The organism is Microbacterium sp. S1037, assembly GCF_048381605.1.
GTDB lineage: Bacteria > Actinomycetota > Actinomycetes > Actinomycetales > Microbacteriaceae > Microbacterium > Microbacterium testaceum_B.
Window position 1 is genome coordinate 20655 of sequence record NZ_JBLWIG010000002.1, and the last position, 14755, is coordinate 35409.

General features: G+C 71.8%; 15 protein-coding genes. 6 read left to right on the top strand and 9 right to left on the bottom strand.

Annotation, left to right across the window (positions count from 1 at the left end; all coding sequences use genetic code 11):
- Positions 1-145 precede the first annotated feature (145 nt).
- Together ACMW4R_RS10855 and ACMW4R_RS10860 are read left to right on the top strand one after the other, a co-directional pair.
- Positions 146-1207, top strand: a complete 1062-nt coding sequence (locus ACMW4R_RS10855) for a substrate-binding domain-containing protein (RefSeq protein WP_418299916.1) — start codon at positions 146-148, stop codon at positions 1205-1207.
- A complete protein-coding gene (locus ACMW4R_RS10860; RefSeq protein ID WP_418299917.1) occupies positions 1204-1851 on the top strand; it encodes a ThuA domain-containing protein in 648 nt (215 codons plus the stop codon). The genes ACMW4R_RS10855 and ACMW4R_RS10860 overlap by 4 nt, the downstream gene beginning before the upstream one ends.
- A gap of 156 nt (positions 1852-2007) precedes the next feature.
- On the opposite strand, the gene ACMW4R_RS10865 is transcribed toward ACMW4R_RS10860, so the two are convergent.
- Positions 2008-2934, bottom strand: a complete 927-nt coding sequence (locus tag ACMW4R_RS10865) for a nucleoside hydrolase (RefSeq protein WP_418299918.1) — start codon at positions 2932-2934, stop codon at positions 2008-2010.
- Positions 2931-3779 (bottom strand): ribokinase, encoded by an 849-nt coding sequence (locus tag ACMW4R_RS10870; protein ID WP_418299919.1) that lies wholly within the window; start codon positions 3777-3779, stop codon positions 2931-2933. Before ACMW4R_RS10870 ends, ACMW4R_RS10865 begins: the two co-directional genes overlap by 4 nt.
- A gap of 108 nt (positions 3780-3887) precedes the next feature.
- Between ACMW4R_RS10870 and ACMW4R_RS10875 the strand changes: the two genes are divergently transcribed.
- Positions 3888-4280 (top strand): YybH family protein, encoded by a 393-nt coding sequence (locus tag ACMW4R_RS10875; protein ID WP_363334518.1) that lies wholly within the window; start codon positions 3888-3890, stop codon positions 4278-4280.
- Positions 4281-4299: 19 nt separating this feature from the next.
- On the opposite strand, the gene ACMW4R_RS10880 is transcribed toward ACMW4R_RS10875, so the two are convergent.
- Positions 4300-4785: a hypothetical protein gene (locus ACMW4R_RS10880; protein WP_058595098.1), complete on the bottom strand. Its 486-nt coding sequence runs from the start codon at positions 4783-4785 to the stop codon at positions 4300-4302.
- 4 nt (positions 4786-4789) lie between these two features.
- Positions 4790-5815 (bottom strand): FUSC family protein, encoded by a 1026-nt coding sequence (locus ACMW4R_RS10885; protein ID WP_418299920.1) that lies wholly within the window; start codon positions 5813-5815, stop codon positions 4790-4792.
- Between the two features lie 437 nt (positions 5816-6252).
- On the opposite strand from ACMW4R_RS10885, the gene ACMW4R_RS10890 reads away from it, so the two are divergent.
- Positions 6253-6717 (top strand): DUF3817 domain-containing protein, encoded by a 465-nt coding sequence (locus ACMW4R_RS10890; RefSeq protein ID WP_363334512.1) that lies wholly within the window; start codon positions 6253-6255, stop codon positions 6715-6717.
- A gap of 8 nt (positions 6718-6725) precedes the next feature.
- Here the strand turns inward: ACMW4R_RS10890 and ACMW4R_RS10895 are convergent, their stop codons facing one another.
- The 5 genes from ACMW4R_RS10895 to ACMW4R_RS10915 all read right to left on the bottom strand — a co-directional run bounded on the left by ACMW4R_RS10895 (position 6726) and on the right by ACMW4R_RS10915 (position 11122).
- Entirely contained in the window at positions 6726-7283 is a 558-nt protein-coding gene (locus ACMW4R_RS10895; RefSeq protein ID WP_418299921.1) for a hypothetical protein, read from the bottom strand.
- 28 nt (positions 7284-7311) lie between these two features.
- A complete protein-coding gene (locus tag ACMW4R_RS10900) occupies positions 7312-8418 on the bottom strand; it encodes a class I SAM-dependent methyltransferase (protein WP_418299922.1) in 1107 nt (368 codons plus the stop codon).
- Positions 8419-8487: 69 nt separating this feature from the next.
- A complete protein-coding gene (locus tag ACMW4R_RS10905; protein ID WP_418299923.1) occupies positions 8488-10152 on the bottom strand; it encodes an alpha-keto acid decarboxylase family protein in 1665 nt (554 codons plus the stop codon).
- 16 nt (positions 10153-10168) lie between these two features.
- Positions 10169-10318 carry a hypothetical protein gene (locus ACMW4R_RS10910; RefSeq protein WP_193751309.1) on the bottom strand — a complete coding sequence of 50 codons (150 nt, stop codon included), beginning with the start codon at positions 10316-10318 and terminating at the stop codon, positions 10169-10171.
- Positions 10319-10342: 24 nt separating this feature from the next.
- Complete coding sequence (locus ACMW4R_RS10915; protein WP_418299924.1) at positions 10343-11122, bottom strand: EI24 domain-containing protein; 780 nt, start codon at positions 11120-11122, stop codon at positions 10343-10345.
- A gap of 115 nt (positions 11123-11237) precedes the next feature.
- On the opposite strand from ACMW4R_RS10915, the gene ACMW4R_RS10920 reads away from it, so the two are divergent.
- Both ACMW4R_RS10920 and ACMW4R_RS10925 read left to right on the top strand, forming a co-directional pair.
- A complete protein-coding gene (locus ACMW4R_RS10920) occupies positions 11238-12068 on the top strand; it encodes a hypothetical protein (protein ID WP_418299925.1) in 831 nt (276 codons plus the stop codon).
- 102 nt (positions 12069-12170) lie between these two features.
- The gene (locus tag ACMW4R_RS10925) at positions 12171-14690 is read left to right on the top strand and encodes an ATP-dependent Clp protease ATP-binding subunit (protein ID WP_418299926.1); all 2520 of its coding nucleotides are present in this window, start codon (positions 12171-12173) and stop codon (positions 14688-14690) included.
- The last annotated feature ends 65 nt before the right edge of the window (positions 14691-14755 follow it).

Consider the following 14755-nt stretch of genomic DNA (forward strand, 5'->3'; position numbering starts at 1 on the left):
CAGCGACCCGTCAGTATGATCACGGATGGAAAGATATGGCAAGTAAAAGAAAGATAAAGAAAATCGGAAGGGCAAATTTTTCAGACTGGAACAGAATGGGCCAGCTGATTAGGATGAGACCGACGGACGGGCAAAGGAGGCCTCGATGCTTGCTGCGGAACGACGTGCGCGGATTCTGAGTCGTGCGCAACAGGACGGAGCGGTCAGCATCACCTCGCTCGTCAGTGATCTGGGCGTCTCCCACGTGACGGTGCGTCGCGACCTCGACTCCCTGGTCGCGGAGCAGGTTCTCGACAAGGTCCGCGGCGGCGCGGTTCTGCGCTCGGAGTCCGCGGCCGGGACGGAGGCGGCGTTCACGGGAACGATCGGTGTCGTCGTGCCGACGTCGTACTACTACCGCTACGTCGTCGAAGGAGTCAACGACGTCCTCGCGGCGGGGGGAGACATGCGGCTCGCGATCTCCGAGTACGACCTCGACGAGGAGTACCGCCTCATCGACGAGCTCGTGGCGAGCGGCGTCGCGGGCCTGCTCTGGGTTCCCACGGTCTCGGAGCGACAGGCGCCCCCCGGATTCCTCGAGAAGCTCGAGAGCCTGAGTGTCCCCGTGGTGTTCGTCGAACGGGAGCTTCCGGGCGGGGGGCTGGGAACGGTGTCGTCCGTACGCACCGCGCACGAGCGCGGCGCGCTGTCCGCCGTGCGTCACCTCACCTCCCTCGGTCATCGCCGCATCCTCATGGTCAGCCGCGGCAGCTCGCAGAGCTCGGAGTTCGTCCGTCTCGGCTGGCGCGATGCGCTCGAGCGCCTGGGCATCGCCGAAGGGAGCGGCATCCTGGGTCCCGCCGAGCTCGGGGCCGGACCCCGCTGGGAGCGCGGGGGTGCGGATGTCGTAATGGATGCCGTGGAGCGCACCGGCGCCACGGCACTGTTCTGCCACGGCGACGAGAACTCCCTCTTCGGCCTCCTCCAGAACGCCCGGTCGCGGGGCATCAGCGTGCCACAGCAGCTGTCGATCGTCGCGTACGACGACGACGTCTCCGCTCACGCCGATCCGCCGATCGCCGCGGTGGCACCGGATCGGCGTCGGGTCGGGGCGCTCGCCGCTCGCCGGCTCATCGACCTCGTCTCCGATCCGAGCGCGGAACCGCCCCTGCAGCTGCACGTGGAGCCGCGCCTGATCCTGCGCGGGTCCACGGCGGCGCCCGCATGAGTCGCGTGGTGCTGTTCTCGGGCGGTGGGGATTACGTCGACCCGTGGCATCCGTTCGTCGAGACCAGCGCGGTGCTCGCCGACATTCTGCGGGACGAGGGGTTCTCGGTGGACTCCGTGCTGACGGTCGACGAGCTCGCCGAGCGGTCGAGCGGAGCGGATCTCCTCGTCGTCAACGCCGGCGGCGGGCCGCAGGCGCATCCACGCGACGCGGATCTCCGCGCGGCGGTCGACGGGCACACCGGGGGACTGCTCGCGCTGCACGTCGCCTCGACATTGCTCCCCGAACACGACCTCTGGGAGGAGCGACTCGGCGGTCGCTGGGTGAGGGGCCACTCTATGCACCCGGAGCGCGGATCGATGCGGCTGGTCCGCGCGGCGGAGGCCGCGGCGGGAGATCTCCCCGCCCTCATCGACACCGTGGACGAGGCCTATTCTTGGCTCCGGGTCGCCGATGAGACGCGCGTGCTGTATCGCCAGGACCACGCGGGTGAGGCGCACCCGGTGGTCTGGGTTCGGGAGAGCGACGGGGTTCGATCCGCGTACTCGGCTCTGGGGCACGACGTCGAGGCGTACGACAGTCCCCTCGTGCGGGCCCTAGTCGCGCAGCTCGCGCGGTGGGCGAGCACGCGGATAGCGCACTGAACGTTCCTCGCCGAGATGCGTGCCGCGGTCCGCGAGCCGTCTCGCGGAGTTCATGCGCGACACGCCGCGCGAGCGTCGCCGCGAGCGGCGTGTCGGTGGCCGACTCCGCGTGGCGGTACGACCGGCGACCGGTCCCGCGCGGGAGGTCGGAGAAACTCAGCCCGGCCACACCCGCCGCTCGAGGCGGTCCAGCAGCAGCTCGACCGCCGAGCCCTCCATGCCGCGCACCCAGCGCTGCCTCTCGGACGGGTGCGATGACACCGTGCGTCCGCGCTCGCCGCGTTCGAGGCGCACATCGATGCGTCCGCGGGCGACGCTGACCCCGCGCAGCGCGCCCGCGGCGACCATCGCGGCGAGGGGGTCGTGCAGTGCGCAGCGGCGGTCGGGGAACACGCGGCCCTCGTAGAAGTCGAGGTAGGCCGGGAGCATCGCGGCCAACGCCCGGGGGAAGGCGCCGGGGATCGCGTCGAGGCGCACGAGGTCGGTGGCATCCAGGGTCTGCGTCATCGTCACGTCGAGGGGAACGGCGGTGATGTCCCAGTCCTGCGCGAACACGGCGGCGGCGGCCTCGGGGTCGTTGTGGATGTTGGCTTCGGCCCACGCGGTCACGTTGCCCGAGTGCGAGAACGCGCCTCCCATGATCACGAGCCGGTCGAGAGCGGCCACCCCGGGGGTCTCGGCGTACGCGGCGAGGTTCGTGAGCGGTCCGAGGGCGAGCACGGTGAGATCCGGATGCCGCTGGGCCAGGTGATCGATAAGCTCGACGGCCGCGCGGGCGTCGTGTGCGCGGGCGGCCGCCGTCAGCGTGATCCCGCCGACCCCGTCCGCCCCGTGGACGTGCGGAGCCCCACCCGCGTACTCACGCCCGCGGAAGTCGTGCGCTCCGATTGCGACGGGGATGTCGTCGACCCCGGCGAGCTCGAACAAGGAGAGGGTGTTGGCGGCCGCGCGGGCGGCATCCGTGTTCCCCGACACCGTCGTGACGCCGACGATCTCGACCGTCGGCTCGGCCAGCAGGTACGCCAGGGCGAGGGCGTCGTCGATGCCGGTGTCGCAATCGACGAGGATCGGGCGGCGGGTCATGCGGATGCTCCGTACGCGTCGAGGGGTTCGAGGGCGGGTTGCGACGCGTCGTCGGCGACGGCCGCGGCTCCCACGGCGCAGGCGCGCGCGAGGGCGTCGGCCTCGGCGTCGCCGCGCAGCAGCCCGCAGACGAGCGCCGCGCAGAAGGCGTCGCCCGCCCCGACGGTGTTGCGGACGGTTGTGCGCACCCCCTCCGCCGCGGCGACGAGCTCGCCGTGGCGGTACAGGCGCGCGCCGTCGGCGCCGAGCGTCACGCACAGCAGGGGAGCGTCGTGCACCTCGGGGAGCTGCGCGTACTCCGTTTCGTTCACGATGATCAGGTCGCAGCGCTCGAGGACCCCCGCGGGCAGGGGCCGCGCGGGAGCGGCGTTCAGCGCGAGGTAGCCCGCGGCCTCCGCGGCGGCCGAGACGACGGCATCCGAGACCTCCAGCTGCATCAGCACCGCGGCGCCGGGCTCGATTCCGAGCGTGCCCGGGTCGATCGCCGCATTCGCTCCCGCGCACACGACGATCGAGTTCTCGCCCGTCGCGTCGACGACGATGAGCGCGGTGCCGGTGGCGGCCTCGGTGCTCTGCACACCGGACGCGTCGATGCCCACGGCGGCCAGTTGATCCCGGATGCCGCGCCCGTCGAGGTCATCGCCCACGGCGCCGACCATCCGCACCTCGGCGCCCAGTCGCGCGGCCGCGACCGCCTGGTTCGCGCCCTTCCCGCCCGGCCCGCGCTGGAGCACCCCGTCCGCGACGGTCTCTCCCGCGGCCGGGGCGCGCTCGACGCGCGCGGTGAGGTCGACGTTGATGGCGCCGACGACGGTGAGACGGGGGACGGCAGAAGACGGGCTCACGAGAACCCAGCCTGTCACGGTCCGCCGACATTGCCGGTGACACGGGCCGGTGACACGGGCGGGTGACACGCGCGCGACACGAGCGCGCGAGTGCGCGACGATGTTCGCATGACCTTCGACGACGCCCTCCGCGACCTCGCCAGAGCCCTGGATGCCATGGGCCACGGCGATCCCCGCCCGTTCGCGTCGCTGTGGACCCGCACCGATGACGCCACGCTCATGGGCGGCTTCGGGACGCACGCGACGACCGCCGCCGACGTCGCGGCGACGCTCGAGGTCGTGGCGCGCCGCTTCCGCGGCGGAACCCTCGTGCCCGAGTACGACCGCGTGCTCGTCGGGGAGGACTGGGCGATGACGGCGGGACGCGAGAGCGGCGTGCTGTCGGTCGACGGCGCCGAACCGCGGCCTTTCGTCGTCCGTGTCACCCATGTCTGGCGTCGCGAAGAGGGCGCGTGGCGCATCGTGCACCGGCACGGCGACCACACCACGACGCCGGTCTGAGACCGGCTCCGGCCCGCGGTCAGTGCAGGAGCAGCTTCGCCACGATCAGCAGGCCGGCGATGACCGCCGCGCCGACGGCCGTGAGGATCACCACGATCGGGGAGTACCCGCGCAGACGCGCGCCGACCGTCGCCACCGCGACGAGATAGGCCATCGCCACGCCGACGCCCCAGAGGAGAGCGGTGGGCAGGTCGACACCGGTCGCCACGAGCACCACGACGACGAGGAGCGGCAGGAATGTGACCGACACCATCGGTGCGCTGACCGCGAGGTGGTGTCGGATGATCGACAGCGGACGCTTCGCGGAGACATCGCCGAGCGAGTAGGCGAAGACATGGGTGGCGAAGTACACGACGTTCGTCAGCGCCACCACCGCGATCACGTCGCTCAGATCGGCGTCGCCGAGACCGATGAGAGTGGATGCCGACACCAGGGCGCCGTAGCATCCGGCACTGATCCGCTCGGCGGCGTCGGTTCCGAGGCGGCGGGCGTTTTCGGCATCCATGGGGTCAGTCTGTCGGGGAACGGCGCCGGAGCCCCGCCGACACGATCGCGACCACGGTTCCGACGGCGACGCCGATGATCGTCTCGAGCACGCGATCGCGCAGCAGCAGGTCGGGCGTGACCGGCGAGGCGAGCGAGACCATGAGGAGGGCGAGCGGCGTGATGAAGATCATCGCGATGCCGTAGTTGCGGCCCACGAACAGCTCGGCACCGGCCTGCAGGGCGACGGCGACGACGATCACGAGCCACGGCGGCAGGTAGAGGGCGAGGAGTCCGGCCGCGATGAGCACGCCGAGGAGTGTTCCGACCAGCCGCTGGACGCCGCGGATGAGACGAGCGGTCACGTGCGCGCCGCCGACCGCCGCCACCGCGCCGACCATGGCCCAGTACCAGTGCGTGCCGATCAACAGCGCGCCCGCGATGCCGGCGAGCAGGGCCGCGACGCCGACCGTCGCGGTCATCTCCCACGCGACGGGGCCGATCGGCGGGCGCGTGCGCTCGGGGCGTCGCCAGGACGCGCGGCGGCTGAGTGCGAGGACGGTGGTGACGACGAGGCTCCAGACCACGCTCGCGCCGCCGACGAGCAGCACGAGGCCGAAGGTCGCCGCCGTCGCGGGAAAGCTCGCCGTCGCTCCCGCGGCGAATACCGCGAACAGCGCCCCGGGCGGATGCCAGCGCTTGCGGTAGGCGAACAAGGTCACCGCGGCCGCGAGCACGGCGACGACCGCGACGCTCGCGATCGCGGGCGTCGCGAGGAACGACAGGAGCGTCCCGACGAGCATCGAGCCGACGAGGACGGCACCCGCGGTCGCCTGCATCCGGACGCGCGTCCGCGGGCGGTCGGCGCGGCCGTACAGCGCGGCGAACGCGCCGAAGCTCGCGTACACGCTGAGATCGAGGCGGCCGATGAGGAACAGGACGAGGAGGGGAGCACCGACGCTGATCACGGCCCGCAGCGCCACGCGATGATCACCCTGTCGCGGCCCCACCCGGATGACCCCGGTCCACACGCGCCCCCGGGATTCCGCCACCCCTCCACCCTACGCGCCCCCCACCGGGCGGTCGGATTCGCCTTCGCGGCGGCCCGGGCGAAACTCCTGAGAATTCGGAGGCAGCAGCCGTGCGACGGCGTTTCGGAGCGCCACAGCCCTGATATCTCAGGAGTTTCGCGCGGGCTCGGTGCGGCAGATGCTCGCCTCGAGGCGTCAAGTCACTGGCATCCCGACGCCGATCTGGTGGAGTGGAGGCATGGACACCGAGCGAGAGAAGCGCCCCATCGAACCCGGCCCCGAGCCGGACACGTCGACCGCGGCCGAGGCCGACAGGTCGGACCCGTCGCTCGAGGAGGACGACCAGCCGATCGAGTGAGCGTCGTTCGACGTCGAGGAGACCCGGGATGCCGCGGCCTCGGGTTCCGTAGGGTGGAAAACCCCGACTCCGGGATCTTCCACCCCGCCCGAGGAGAGACGTGTTCCGCACGCCGCTGACCCTGTTCCGCACGCTCGCGATCGCCGAAGCGATCTCGTGGACCCTGTTGATCGGCGGGCTCGTCCTGCGGGCCACCGCCGACCTCCCGATCGCCGTGAGCATCGGCGGCGGCATCCACGGGTTCGTGTTCCTCGCCTACGGTGCGACAGCGGTGCTCGTGGCGCTGAACCAGCGGTGGGGATTCGTTCCGGCGGCGGTGGCGATCGTCAGCGCCGTGATCCCGTACGCGACGATTCCGACCGAGCTGTGGTTGCAGCGGTCGGGGCGGCTCCGCGGCGCGTGGCGGCTCGACGACAGCGGCGACCCGCGCGACAGGCGTCCGATCGACCGTGCGCTGCGGTTCTTCCTCCGCCGGCCGTGGGTGCTCGGCCTCGTCCTCGTCGCCGTCGTCGCGCTCGTCTTCGTCGTGCTGCTCGTCGTCGGCCCTCCCGGTGGCAAGGGCTGAGACACGCCTCAGCGCACCCCGATGCGCGCGGGAGCCGACGAGAGCGAGCAGGCCGCCACGGCCGTTTCGACGGTTCCCGAGATCGTGACGACCGCGAGACCGGTGCCGACGTAGATCACCATCCCCTCGCTCGCCGGCGTCGAGCCGGTCGGCCCCGAGAAGCGGTGCACGGTGGTTCCCGCCCGCCCCGAGACCGACACGGTCAGGTTCACACCCTCGATCGGACCGGTCTCCGATGACGCTCTCCACGCGATCGCCGCGACACCCCGCCCCCAGCTCATCGCCGTCAGGGTGAGCGCGCCGCACTCCTCGCCGCCGACCGCTTCGGTGCGCAGTGCGACGTCCGGCGGGGTGGTGTTCGCCGCGCACACCGCGATGCCGTGCCGGCGCGCGTACTCGCGACCGCTCGCGTCCACCCCTGAGCAGTCGGCGAACAGAGGGGTCGTGACGGTGGTCCCCAGAGGATCGGTGTAGGCCGCCACTGCCGCCGTCGTGGGGATGCCGGTGGTGACGAGGATCACCAGGGCGGCGACGGCGATCGGCACCCCGATGATGCGACGTCGCATGGCGCCTCCTCGCGCTGATGACGAGAATCTACGCCGTCCGGCTCGACACCGTCACCGTGAATTTGCGATCGCGGGCGACCTGCCGGGTCGGCCCGACGAGACGCTCGAGTGCGGGCCGATACTGCAGCGCGGAGTTCCACACCGTCCAGAGCTCGCCGCCCGGGCGGAGCACGCGCGCCGCCTCGGCGAACATGCGCGGGGCGATGCCCTCGGTGACCGCTGCTCCCGAGTGGAACGGCGGGTTGAGCGCGATGAACGACGCACTGTCGTCGGGCCGGCTTCGCAGCATGTCGTCGCGCACTACGGTGACCCGGTCGCCGACGCCGTTGGCCTCGGCCGTGGCGCGCGCCGACTCCACCGCGATCGCGGACTGGTCGCACGCGAGCACCCGGAGGGAGGGATGCCGTGTCGCCAGCGTCGCGGCGACGATCCCGGTACCGCACGCGAGGTCGATCGCCTCACCACCCCTCGGCTCGGGCAGGTGGGCGAGGAGTAGGCGAGTGCCGATATCGAGAGACGCCCCGGCGAACGCTCCACCGAACGCGCGGACCTCGAGTCCGTCGATCCGCGCCCGCTCCGGCTCGGGGTCGGCGCCGTCGTGCGGTCCACGCACGATGAGGACGCGGGACTTCTGCCGGGCGTGCGAGACGTCGACCCGCTCGAACCGCTCGCGGAGCACGTCGTTCATCGTCACGGTCATGTGCTTCAGTCGCCCGCCCGCGAAGACGACCACGTCCGGGTGGGCGTATCGGGCGATGAGCCCCGCGATGTCGTGCAGCTCACGCAGCGCCCGCGGCAGGCGCAGCAGCACGACGCGCGCACCCTCGACGAGGGCGGCATCCCGCGCGTGCGAGGTGAACGATCCGGTGAGCTGCGTCGTCTCGGCGTTCGCGGCGAGGGCCTGTTCGCCGGTCAGCTCGTCCTGATGCACGCGGATGCCGCGTGCTCCGGCGGCGGCCGAGGCCAGGGTGAGCGCCCCATAGGCGTCGCCGATCACGACGAGCTCTCCGTCCGCCAGATCCGTCCGGGCTTCCGCGGACTCGTCGAGGATCAGCCGGTCGGCCGCATCAGCGGCGAGCAGGTCGGGTGCCTCGAGATCGGGCCAACGGCGGAGGGCATCGAGTGAGAACGGCACTCGGACACGGTACCCGGCCGGTCGGGGTGAGGACGCCGCGTCCGGTGCGTCGGATAGGGGCGGTCCGCGTCAGGACCGGCGGTTCGCGGCGGCCGCGGCGGCGGCGAGGTCGGCGAGAACCGGCGGCACGTCGTCCTGCGGGACGACCGCCTGGATGAGCGTCAGCCCCTCCGATCGCCGCGCCGCGGCGAGTGCGTCGCTGAGAGCGCCGACGGTGTCGACGCGCACGCCGACGTTCGTACCGCGGGGATCCATGGCGCCGAGGAGCGCGGTCCAATCCCACGTCGCGATGTCGTTGTACTCCTCGTGCAGGCCGTGGATCACGCGCTCGACCGTGTAGCCGCCGTTGTCGACCACGACGATGACCGCGGGCACGCCGTGACGCACGAGAGTGCCGAGCTCGGCGCTCGTGAGCTGGGCAGCGCCGTCGCCGATCAGCAGCACCGGACGCCGCTCGGGTCGGGCGAGGGTCGCACCGAGGATCGCCGGGAGCGTGAAACCGATCGCTGCCCACAGCGGCTGGCCGCCGAAGACGACGCCGTGGGGGAGGCGTTCTCCGGCCATGCCGTAGAACGAGGTGCCCTGGTCGGCGAGCACGGTATCGCCGTCACGGAGGAAGGCGGCCACCTCGTGCCACAGCGCCGACTGCGACAGCGCTTCACCCGCTTCGGCGGGCGGTCGCGGAGCGACGGGCGGGGCTCCCGCATCGACCGCGAAGCGACCGGGGAGCGCGGCGAGTTCGTCGGCGACGGCGTCGAGGGCATCTCGCATCGCGAGCGGGCGGAAGTCGTCGTCGCCGATGCGCGCGTGTTCGCCGCGGATCTCGATCGTGCGCGCCGGGTCGATGTGCTGCGAGAAGAATCCGCTCGTCAGATCGGTGAACTGCACTCCCGCCATGACGAGCACGTCGGCGTCTTCGATGCCCGCGCGGACGGCGGGAGCGCTCGCCGCACCGAGGTAGGGACCGAGATACCCCGATGCCGACTCGTCGACGACGCGGCGGCCCCACAGCAACGAGGCGTGCGGCACTCCTCTCTCGAGGACGCGGTGCAGGTGGTCTTCGGCGTCGAGGCGCGCGACGAGGATGTCGGCGAGGACGGCGACGGAGTCGGCCACGGCCAGCCGAGCGGCGACCGCATCGCGGAAGCGGGTGAGGACGGCGGGATCGGTGACGGTGTCGGGGGAGGGGAGCGGCTCCGATGGAGGGTCGACGGGCGTCTCGCCGATGTCGGCGGGGATCAGCAGGTATCCCGGCAGGCGCCGATGGCGCACCTCGGTGATGAGGCGGTCGATCTGGGCCGTGGCATCCGTCGCCGTCAGCACTTCTTGAGCGGCGGTGACCTCGGCGGTCATGCGGGCGAAGTGGCCGAAGTCGCCGTCGCCGAGGGAGTGGTGGCTCGCCCGCCCGGCTGCCTGCACCGCGGTGGTCGGCGCGCCGACGACGTGCAGGACGGGGACGTGCTCGGCGTAACTGCCGGCCACCGCGCTGATGGCGGAGAGCTCGCCCACGCCGAAGGTCGTGCTGAGCGCGCCGAGGCCGTGGAGGCGCGCGTAGCCGTCGGCGGCGTAGCCCGCGCCGAGCTCGTTCGCGCACCCGACCCACTCGATGAGCGGGTGGCGCTCGACGTGGTCGAGGAAGGCGAGCGTGAAGTCTCCTGGGACGCCGAAGAAATGCCGTACCCCTGACTCGGCGAGCCGGTCGAGGAGGTAGTCGGCCACGGTATAGGTCGTCATGGCCGATGCTCCCGGCTTACCGCGTGCCGAAGTGGAAGGGCAGCGCCAGCGCGGCCGAGACCAGGATGATGCCGAGGGCGAAGAAGAGCGCGGGGGCCGCGAGCGAGAACGACAGGCCGGTGAGCAGCATGCCCCCGACGAACAGGATGAGCGAGACGATGAACATGAGGATCCCTTCGGTCGCTCCAGGCTACCGTGCCGGGTCGGCGGGTCGCGCCTCGCGCTCGACCGCGTCGCGGGACGGTTTCTCGCCGAGCGCAACGTGCGCCCAGAGCGTGCTTCCCGCCACGGCCGCCGGCATGATCGCGACAGCGCCCAGCGGGACGAGGAAGCAGATCTGGGTCGCGACGCCGAACCCGAGCGCCTTCGCGCGGTGCTCGCGGAGCAGGGTGCGTCGCGCCCGACGGTCGAGACCCCGGGCCGAGAGTGCGCGCGAGGTGAGCTCGTCGGCGAGGAGCCAGCCGGTCAGCAGAAGGCCGACGACACCCCCGAGCACCCCTCCGACGAGGGGGATGAGCCCGAGCAGCCACGCGAGGAGGGCGACCAGGATGCCGCGCAGCACCAGCCGCACGCTGTCGCCGACGCCCCGCCAGAAGCCGTACTCGACGTCCGGCACTGCGCCGAGGGCGGAGCGCTCGGTCGCGCGCCAGATCCGGTCGTAGATCGGCTCGCCGACCGTCAGCGTCACGGCGGTGAACGAGACGGCGAAGAGGAACAGCACCGCGCCGAACGACGCGATGCCGATGGCCACGCGGAGGGCGCCGGCCCAGAACGGCTCCCATCCGTCGGCGAACGGCGTCCAGTCGTCGACGAGGCTCGGGAGCCAGAAGCCCCACCCCACGAGCGCGGCGCCGAACGCCAGGCCGACGACGGCACCCGGGATGAGCCCGAGTGCCATCGCGCCCGGCGTGCGGCGCCACTGGCCGAGACCGCGGAGAAGGAGGCCGGCGCCGGCGAGGAAGTCGCGCATGGCGACGAGTCTGGCAGACGCCTCCGACACGGGTCGGACTGCGTCGACGGTCGGGATGGTCGGCGACCGATAGCCCGGGCGTGGTCGTGTCGGTGGCCGATGCCAGGATGTGGGCATGCGGATCCGCACGACGTCGACCCAGCGCACCTACCGATACGTGCGGCTGTCGATCGTGGCGGCGACCCTCGTTCTCGCGGTGTCCGTGGGGCTCGAGGTCGCGAGGGCGGGTGTGCTCCCCTCGATCAGTGCCGCGTTCTACACGCCGGCGGGCGACCTCTTCGTGGGGAGTCTGTGCGCGATCGCGCTGGCGCTCCTCGTCCTCTCCGGGCGCAGCATCGAGCAGGGGCTCCTCGACGTCGCGGCCGTGTTCGCTCTCGTCGTCGCGCTGGTGCCCACGCCGATCTCCGACGCGTCCTGCGAGGTCGGCGCGGTGTGCGTGCCCCCTGCGGCGGTCCCCGGCGTGATCAACAACGGTGTGTCGGTGGCATCCCTCTCCGTCGTCGTCCTGATCTCCGCCGCGGTCCTTGCGCGCACGCAGGGCTCCGCGGGGTGGGGGACCGTCGTGACACTGCTCGGGATCGCCCTGATCGTCGCCGGGTTCGTGACGTGGGCTCTCTCCGATTTCCCGACGTTCCTCCGCGGTGCGCACAACGTCGCCGCCGTCGGGTTCTTCTCGGTGATCGGCGTCGTCGCCGCCGTTTCGGCCTGGCGCCCGCAGCGCGCGCTCCGTCGCTTCCGTGTGCTCTACGCGGTGGTCGCGGTCGGCATCCTGGGGGTGCTCCTCGCCCTGGTCGCGGTGCTGGTCGCCGGGGCGGCGACGGCGACCGTCGGGGGTGTGCCGGTGATCTTCCTCGGGGAGTCGGTCGTGGTGACCCTGTTCGCGGTGTTCTGGCTCGTGCAGACGGTCGAACTCTGGGACGCCCCCGACCCCGCGCTGCGCGCGTGAGATTGCCGGGAATAACCTCGGAACGTCGTCGTTGAACTTGATACATGGCCGCTCAAGTCTCAAACTTGAGTGAGCTTGACTCATGTATCACAGGAGACATTCGTGCCAGAAGACTTCACCCCCGGCGCCGGGGACAACGGCGCCCAGTCGTTCGACGAGTTCCTCGCCCGCTACCTCGCGGGAGAGCGTGCGCGCGCCGAGCGGTCCATCGACCTCAGTCGCTTCCTGAGCGCCCGTACACAGGAAGCGCTGCAGGCCGCGGGCCGTTTCGCGCTCGGTCGCGGACAGCGCGAGCTCGACGCCCTGCACGTGCTCCACGTCCTCGTGGGGCAGTCGCCCGCACGCGAGGCCGTGGCTCGTATCGGCGCCGACCCCGCCGCGATCGCCCGCGCCGCCGAGAGTCGGCTGCCCGCCGCCACCGACGCGGCCGACGTCGACGGGGCCGTCGTCGCCGGTTCCGTCCAGCGCGCGCTGTTCCACGCGTTCCAGGTCGCCCGGGCCGCCGGCTCGACCTACGTCGACCCCGACCACCTCTTCTTCGCCCTCGTCCTCGCTCAGGATGCACCCGCCGGGCAGATCCTCGCGCAGGCCGGTGTCACGGCCGAGGCCCTGACCCAGGGCGTGCGCGAGACCGTCGTGGGCGGCGAGCCGAGCTCCGTGCCCGAGCAGACGGCATCCACGACCCCGAATCTCGACCGCTTCGGCACCGACCTGACCGCCCTCGCGACGGCGGGCGAGCTCGACCCGGTCATCGGCCGCGCCGAAGAGATCGAGCAGACGATCGAGATCCTCAGCCGCCGCACGAAGAACAACCCCGTGCTGATCGGCGAGGCCGGCGTCGGAAAGACCGCGATCGTCGAGGGACTGGCTCGCGCGATCGTCGCCGACGAGGTTCCCGAGCAGCTCCGCGGCACCCGCGTGGTCTCGATCGACCTCGCGGCGATGCTCGCGGGCGCACGTTATCGCGGCGACTTCGAGGAGCGACTCACCCAGACGATGGAGGAGATCGCGGCATCCGAGAAGCTCGTCGTCTTCATCGACGAGGTGCACACCCTGGTCGGTGCGGGCGGCAGCGGCGACGGGTCGATGGACGCGGGCAACATCCTCAAGCCGCGTCTCGCGCGCGGCGACGTGCGTCTCATCGGCGCGACCACGCTGCGCGAGTACCGCACGATCGAGAAGGACCCCGCTCTCGAGCGGCGTCTGCAGCCGGTGCGCGTGGGCGAGCCCTCGCTGACGGATGCCGTGGAGATCCTCCGCGGTCTGCGTTCGGCGTACGAGGAGCACCACGCCGTCACCTACACCGACGACGCGCTGCGCGCCGCCGTCGAGCTCAGTGATCGGTACCTTCCCGACCGCGTGCTCCCCGACAAGGCGATCGACCTCATCGACCAGGCCGGAGCGCGGCTGCGTCTGAAGCTCGGCGTCTCGGTCGACACCTCGTCGCTGCTGGAGCGCCTCGCCACCCTCGAGGCGGAGAAGAACGCCGCCGTCTCGGCCGAGCACTACGAGGAGGCCTCGCGTCTGCGTGACGAGATGGCGGCCGTGCAGGCGCGACTGGACGACGCGACGCGGGGCCCCCGGGTCGCGGCCGTGGTCGACGAGCCCGAGATCGCCGCGGTGATCAGCCGGTCCACCGGCATCCCGGTCGCCCGACTGACGGCGACCGAACGCGGACGCCTGTCGCAGCTCGAGAACGAGTTGCACGCCCGGGTCATCGGGCAGGACGACGCCGTCACCGCGGTCGCCAAGGCCGTGCGCCGCAACCGCACGGGCATGGGAGATGAGAACCGTCCCGTCGGTTCGTTCCTCTTCCTCGGCCCCACCGGCGTGGGCAAGACCGAGCTCGCGAAGGCCCTCGCGGGGTCGCTCTTCGACGACGATGGTGCCGTGATCCGCTTCGACATGAGCGAGTTCGGTGAGCGCCACACCGTGTCGCGCCTCGTCGGCGCCCCTCCCGGGTACGTCGGCTACGACGAGGCGGGTCAGCTCACCGAGCGCGTCCGGCGCAACCCTTACGCGGTCGTGCTGTTCGACGAGATCGAGAAGGCCCACCCCGACGTGTTCACCCTGCTGCTGCAGGTGCTCGACGACGGACGCCTGACCGACGGCCAGGGGCGCACGGTCGACTTCCGCAACACGGTGATCGTGATGACCTCGAACCTGGGCGCCGAGATCCTGGCATCCCGTTCCGGCGCGATCGGCTTCGCGACGCGCGAGTTCGCCGCCGAGGACGTGCGCGACCGCGTCATGGGCAAGCTGCGCGAGGCGATGCGGCCCGAGTTCCTCAACCGGATCGACGACATCGTCCTGTTCCAGAAGCTCGAGAAGGTGCAACTGCGCGAGATCGTGCGGCTGCTGCTGGGCGCGTCCGCGCGGCGACTCGCTTCGCGCGACGTGGCTCTGGAGGTCACCGACGCGGCCGTCGACCGCCTCGCCGAGGTCGGGTACGAGCCCGAATACGGCGCGCGGCCGCTGCGCCGCCTCATCCAGCGCGAGGTCGACGACCGCATCGCCGACCTGTTCGTGTCGGGCGAGCTGAACGACGGGGGAGCGGTGACGGTGGATGCCGACGCCTCGGGCTTCGTCGTCCGCGCGTCGTCCGCGGCTCTCGCGGCCTAGGCGTCGGGCTTCAGGCCCCCGGAATCTTCGGGTTCCGGGGGCCTTTCGCGTGTTCCGGGGGTCTG

What these genes read in the sequence shown, in the direction of transcription:
- ACMW4R_RS10860 (WP_418299917.1), top strand. Translation starts at nt 1,204, where the DNA reads ATGAGTCGCGTGGTGCTGTTCTCGGGCGGTGGGGATTACGTCGACCCG.
- ACMW4R_RS10905 (WP_418299923.1), bottom strand. Translation starts at nt 10,152, where the DNA reads ATGACGACCTATACCGTGGCCGACTACCTCCTCGACCGGCTCGCCGAG.
- ACMW4R_RS10895 (WP_418299921.1), bottom strand. Translation starts at nt 7,283, where the DNA reads ATGCGACGTCGCATCATCGGGGTGCCGATCGCCGTCGCCGCCCTGGTG.
- ACMW4R_RS10880 (WP_058595098.1), bottom strand. Translation starts at nt 4,785, where the DNA reads ATGGATGCCGAAAACGCCCGCCGCCTCGGAACCGACGCCGCCGAGCGG.
- ACMW4R_RS10875 (WP_363334518.1), top strand. Translation starts at nt 3,888, where the DNA reads ATGACCTTCGACGACGCCCTCCGCGACCTCGCCAGAGCCCTGGATGCC.
- ACMW4R_RS10910 (WP_193751309.1), bottom strand. Translation starts at nt 10,318, where the DNA reads ATGTTCATCGTCTCGCTCATCCTGTTCGTCGGGGGCATGCTGCTCACC.
- ACMW4R_RS10915 (WP_418299924.1), bottom strand. Translation starts at nt 11,122, where the DNA reads ATGCGCGACTTCCTCGCCGGCGCCGGCCTCCTTCTCCGCGGTCTCGGC.
- ACMW4R_RS10920 (WP_418299925.1), top strand. Translation starts at nt 11,238, where the DNA reads ATGCGGATCCGCACGACGTCGACCCAGCGCACCTACCGATACGTGCGG.
- ACMW4R_RS10865 (WP_418299918.1), bottom strand. Translation starts at nt 2,934, where the DNA reads ATGACCCGCCGCCCGATCCTCGTCGATTGCGACACCGGCATCGACGAC.
- ACMW4R_RS10855 (WP_418299916.1), top strand. Translation starts at nt 146, where the DNA reads ATGCTTGCTGCGGAACGACGTGCGCGGATTCTGAGTCGTGCGCAACAG.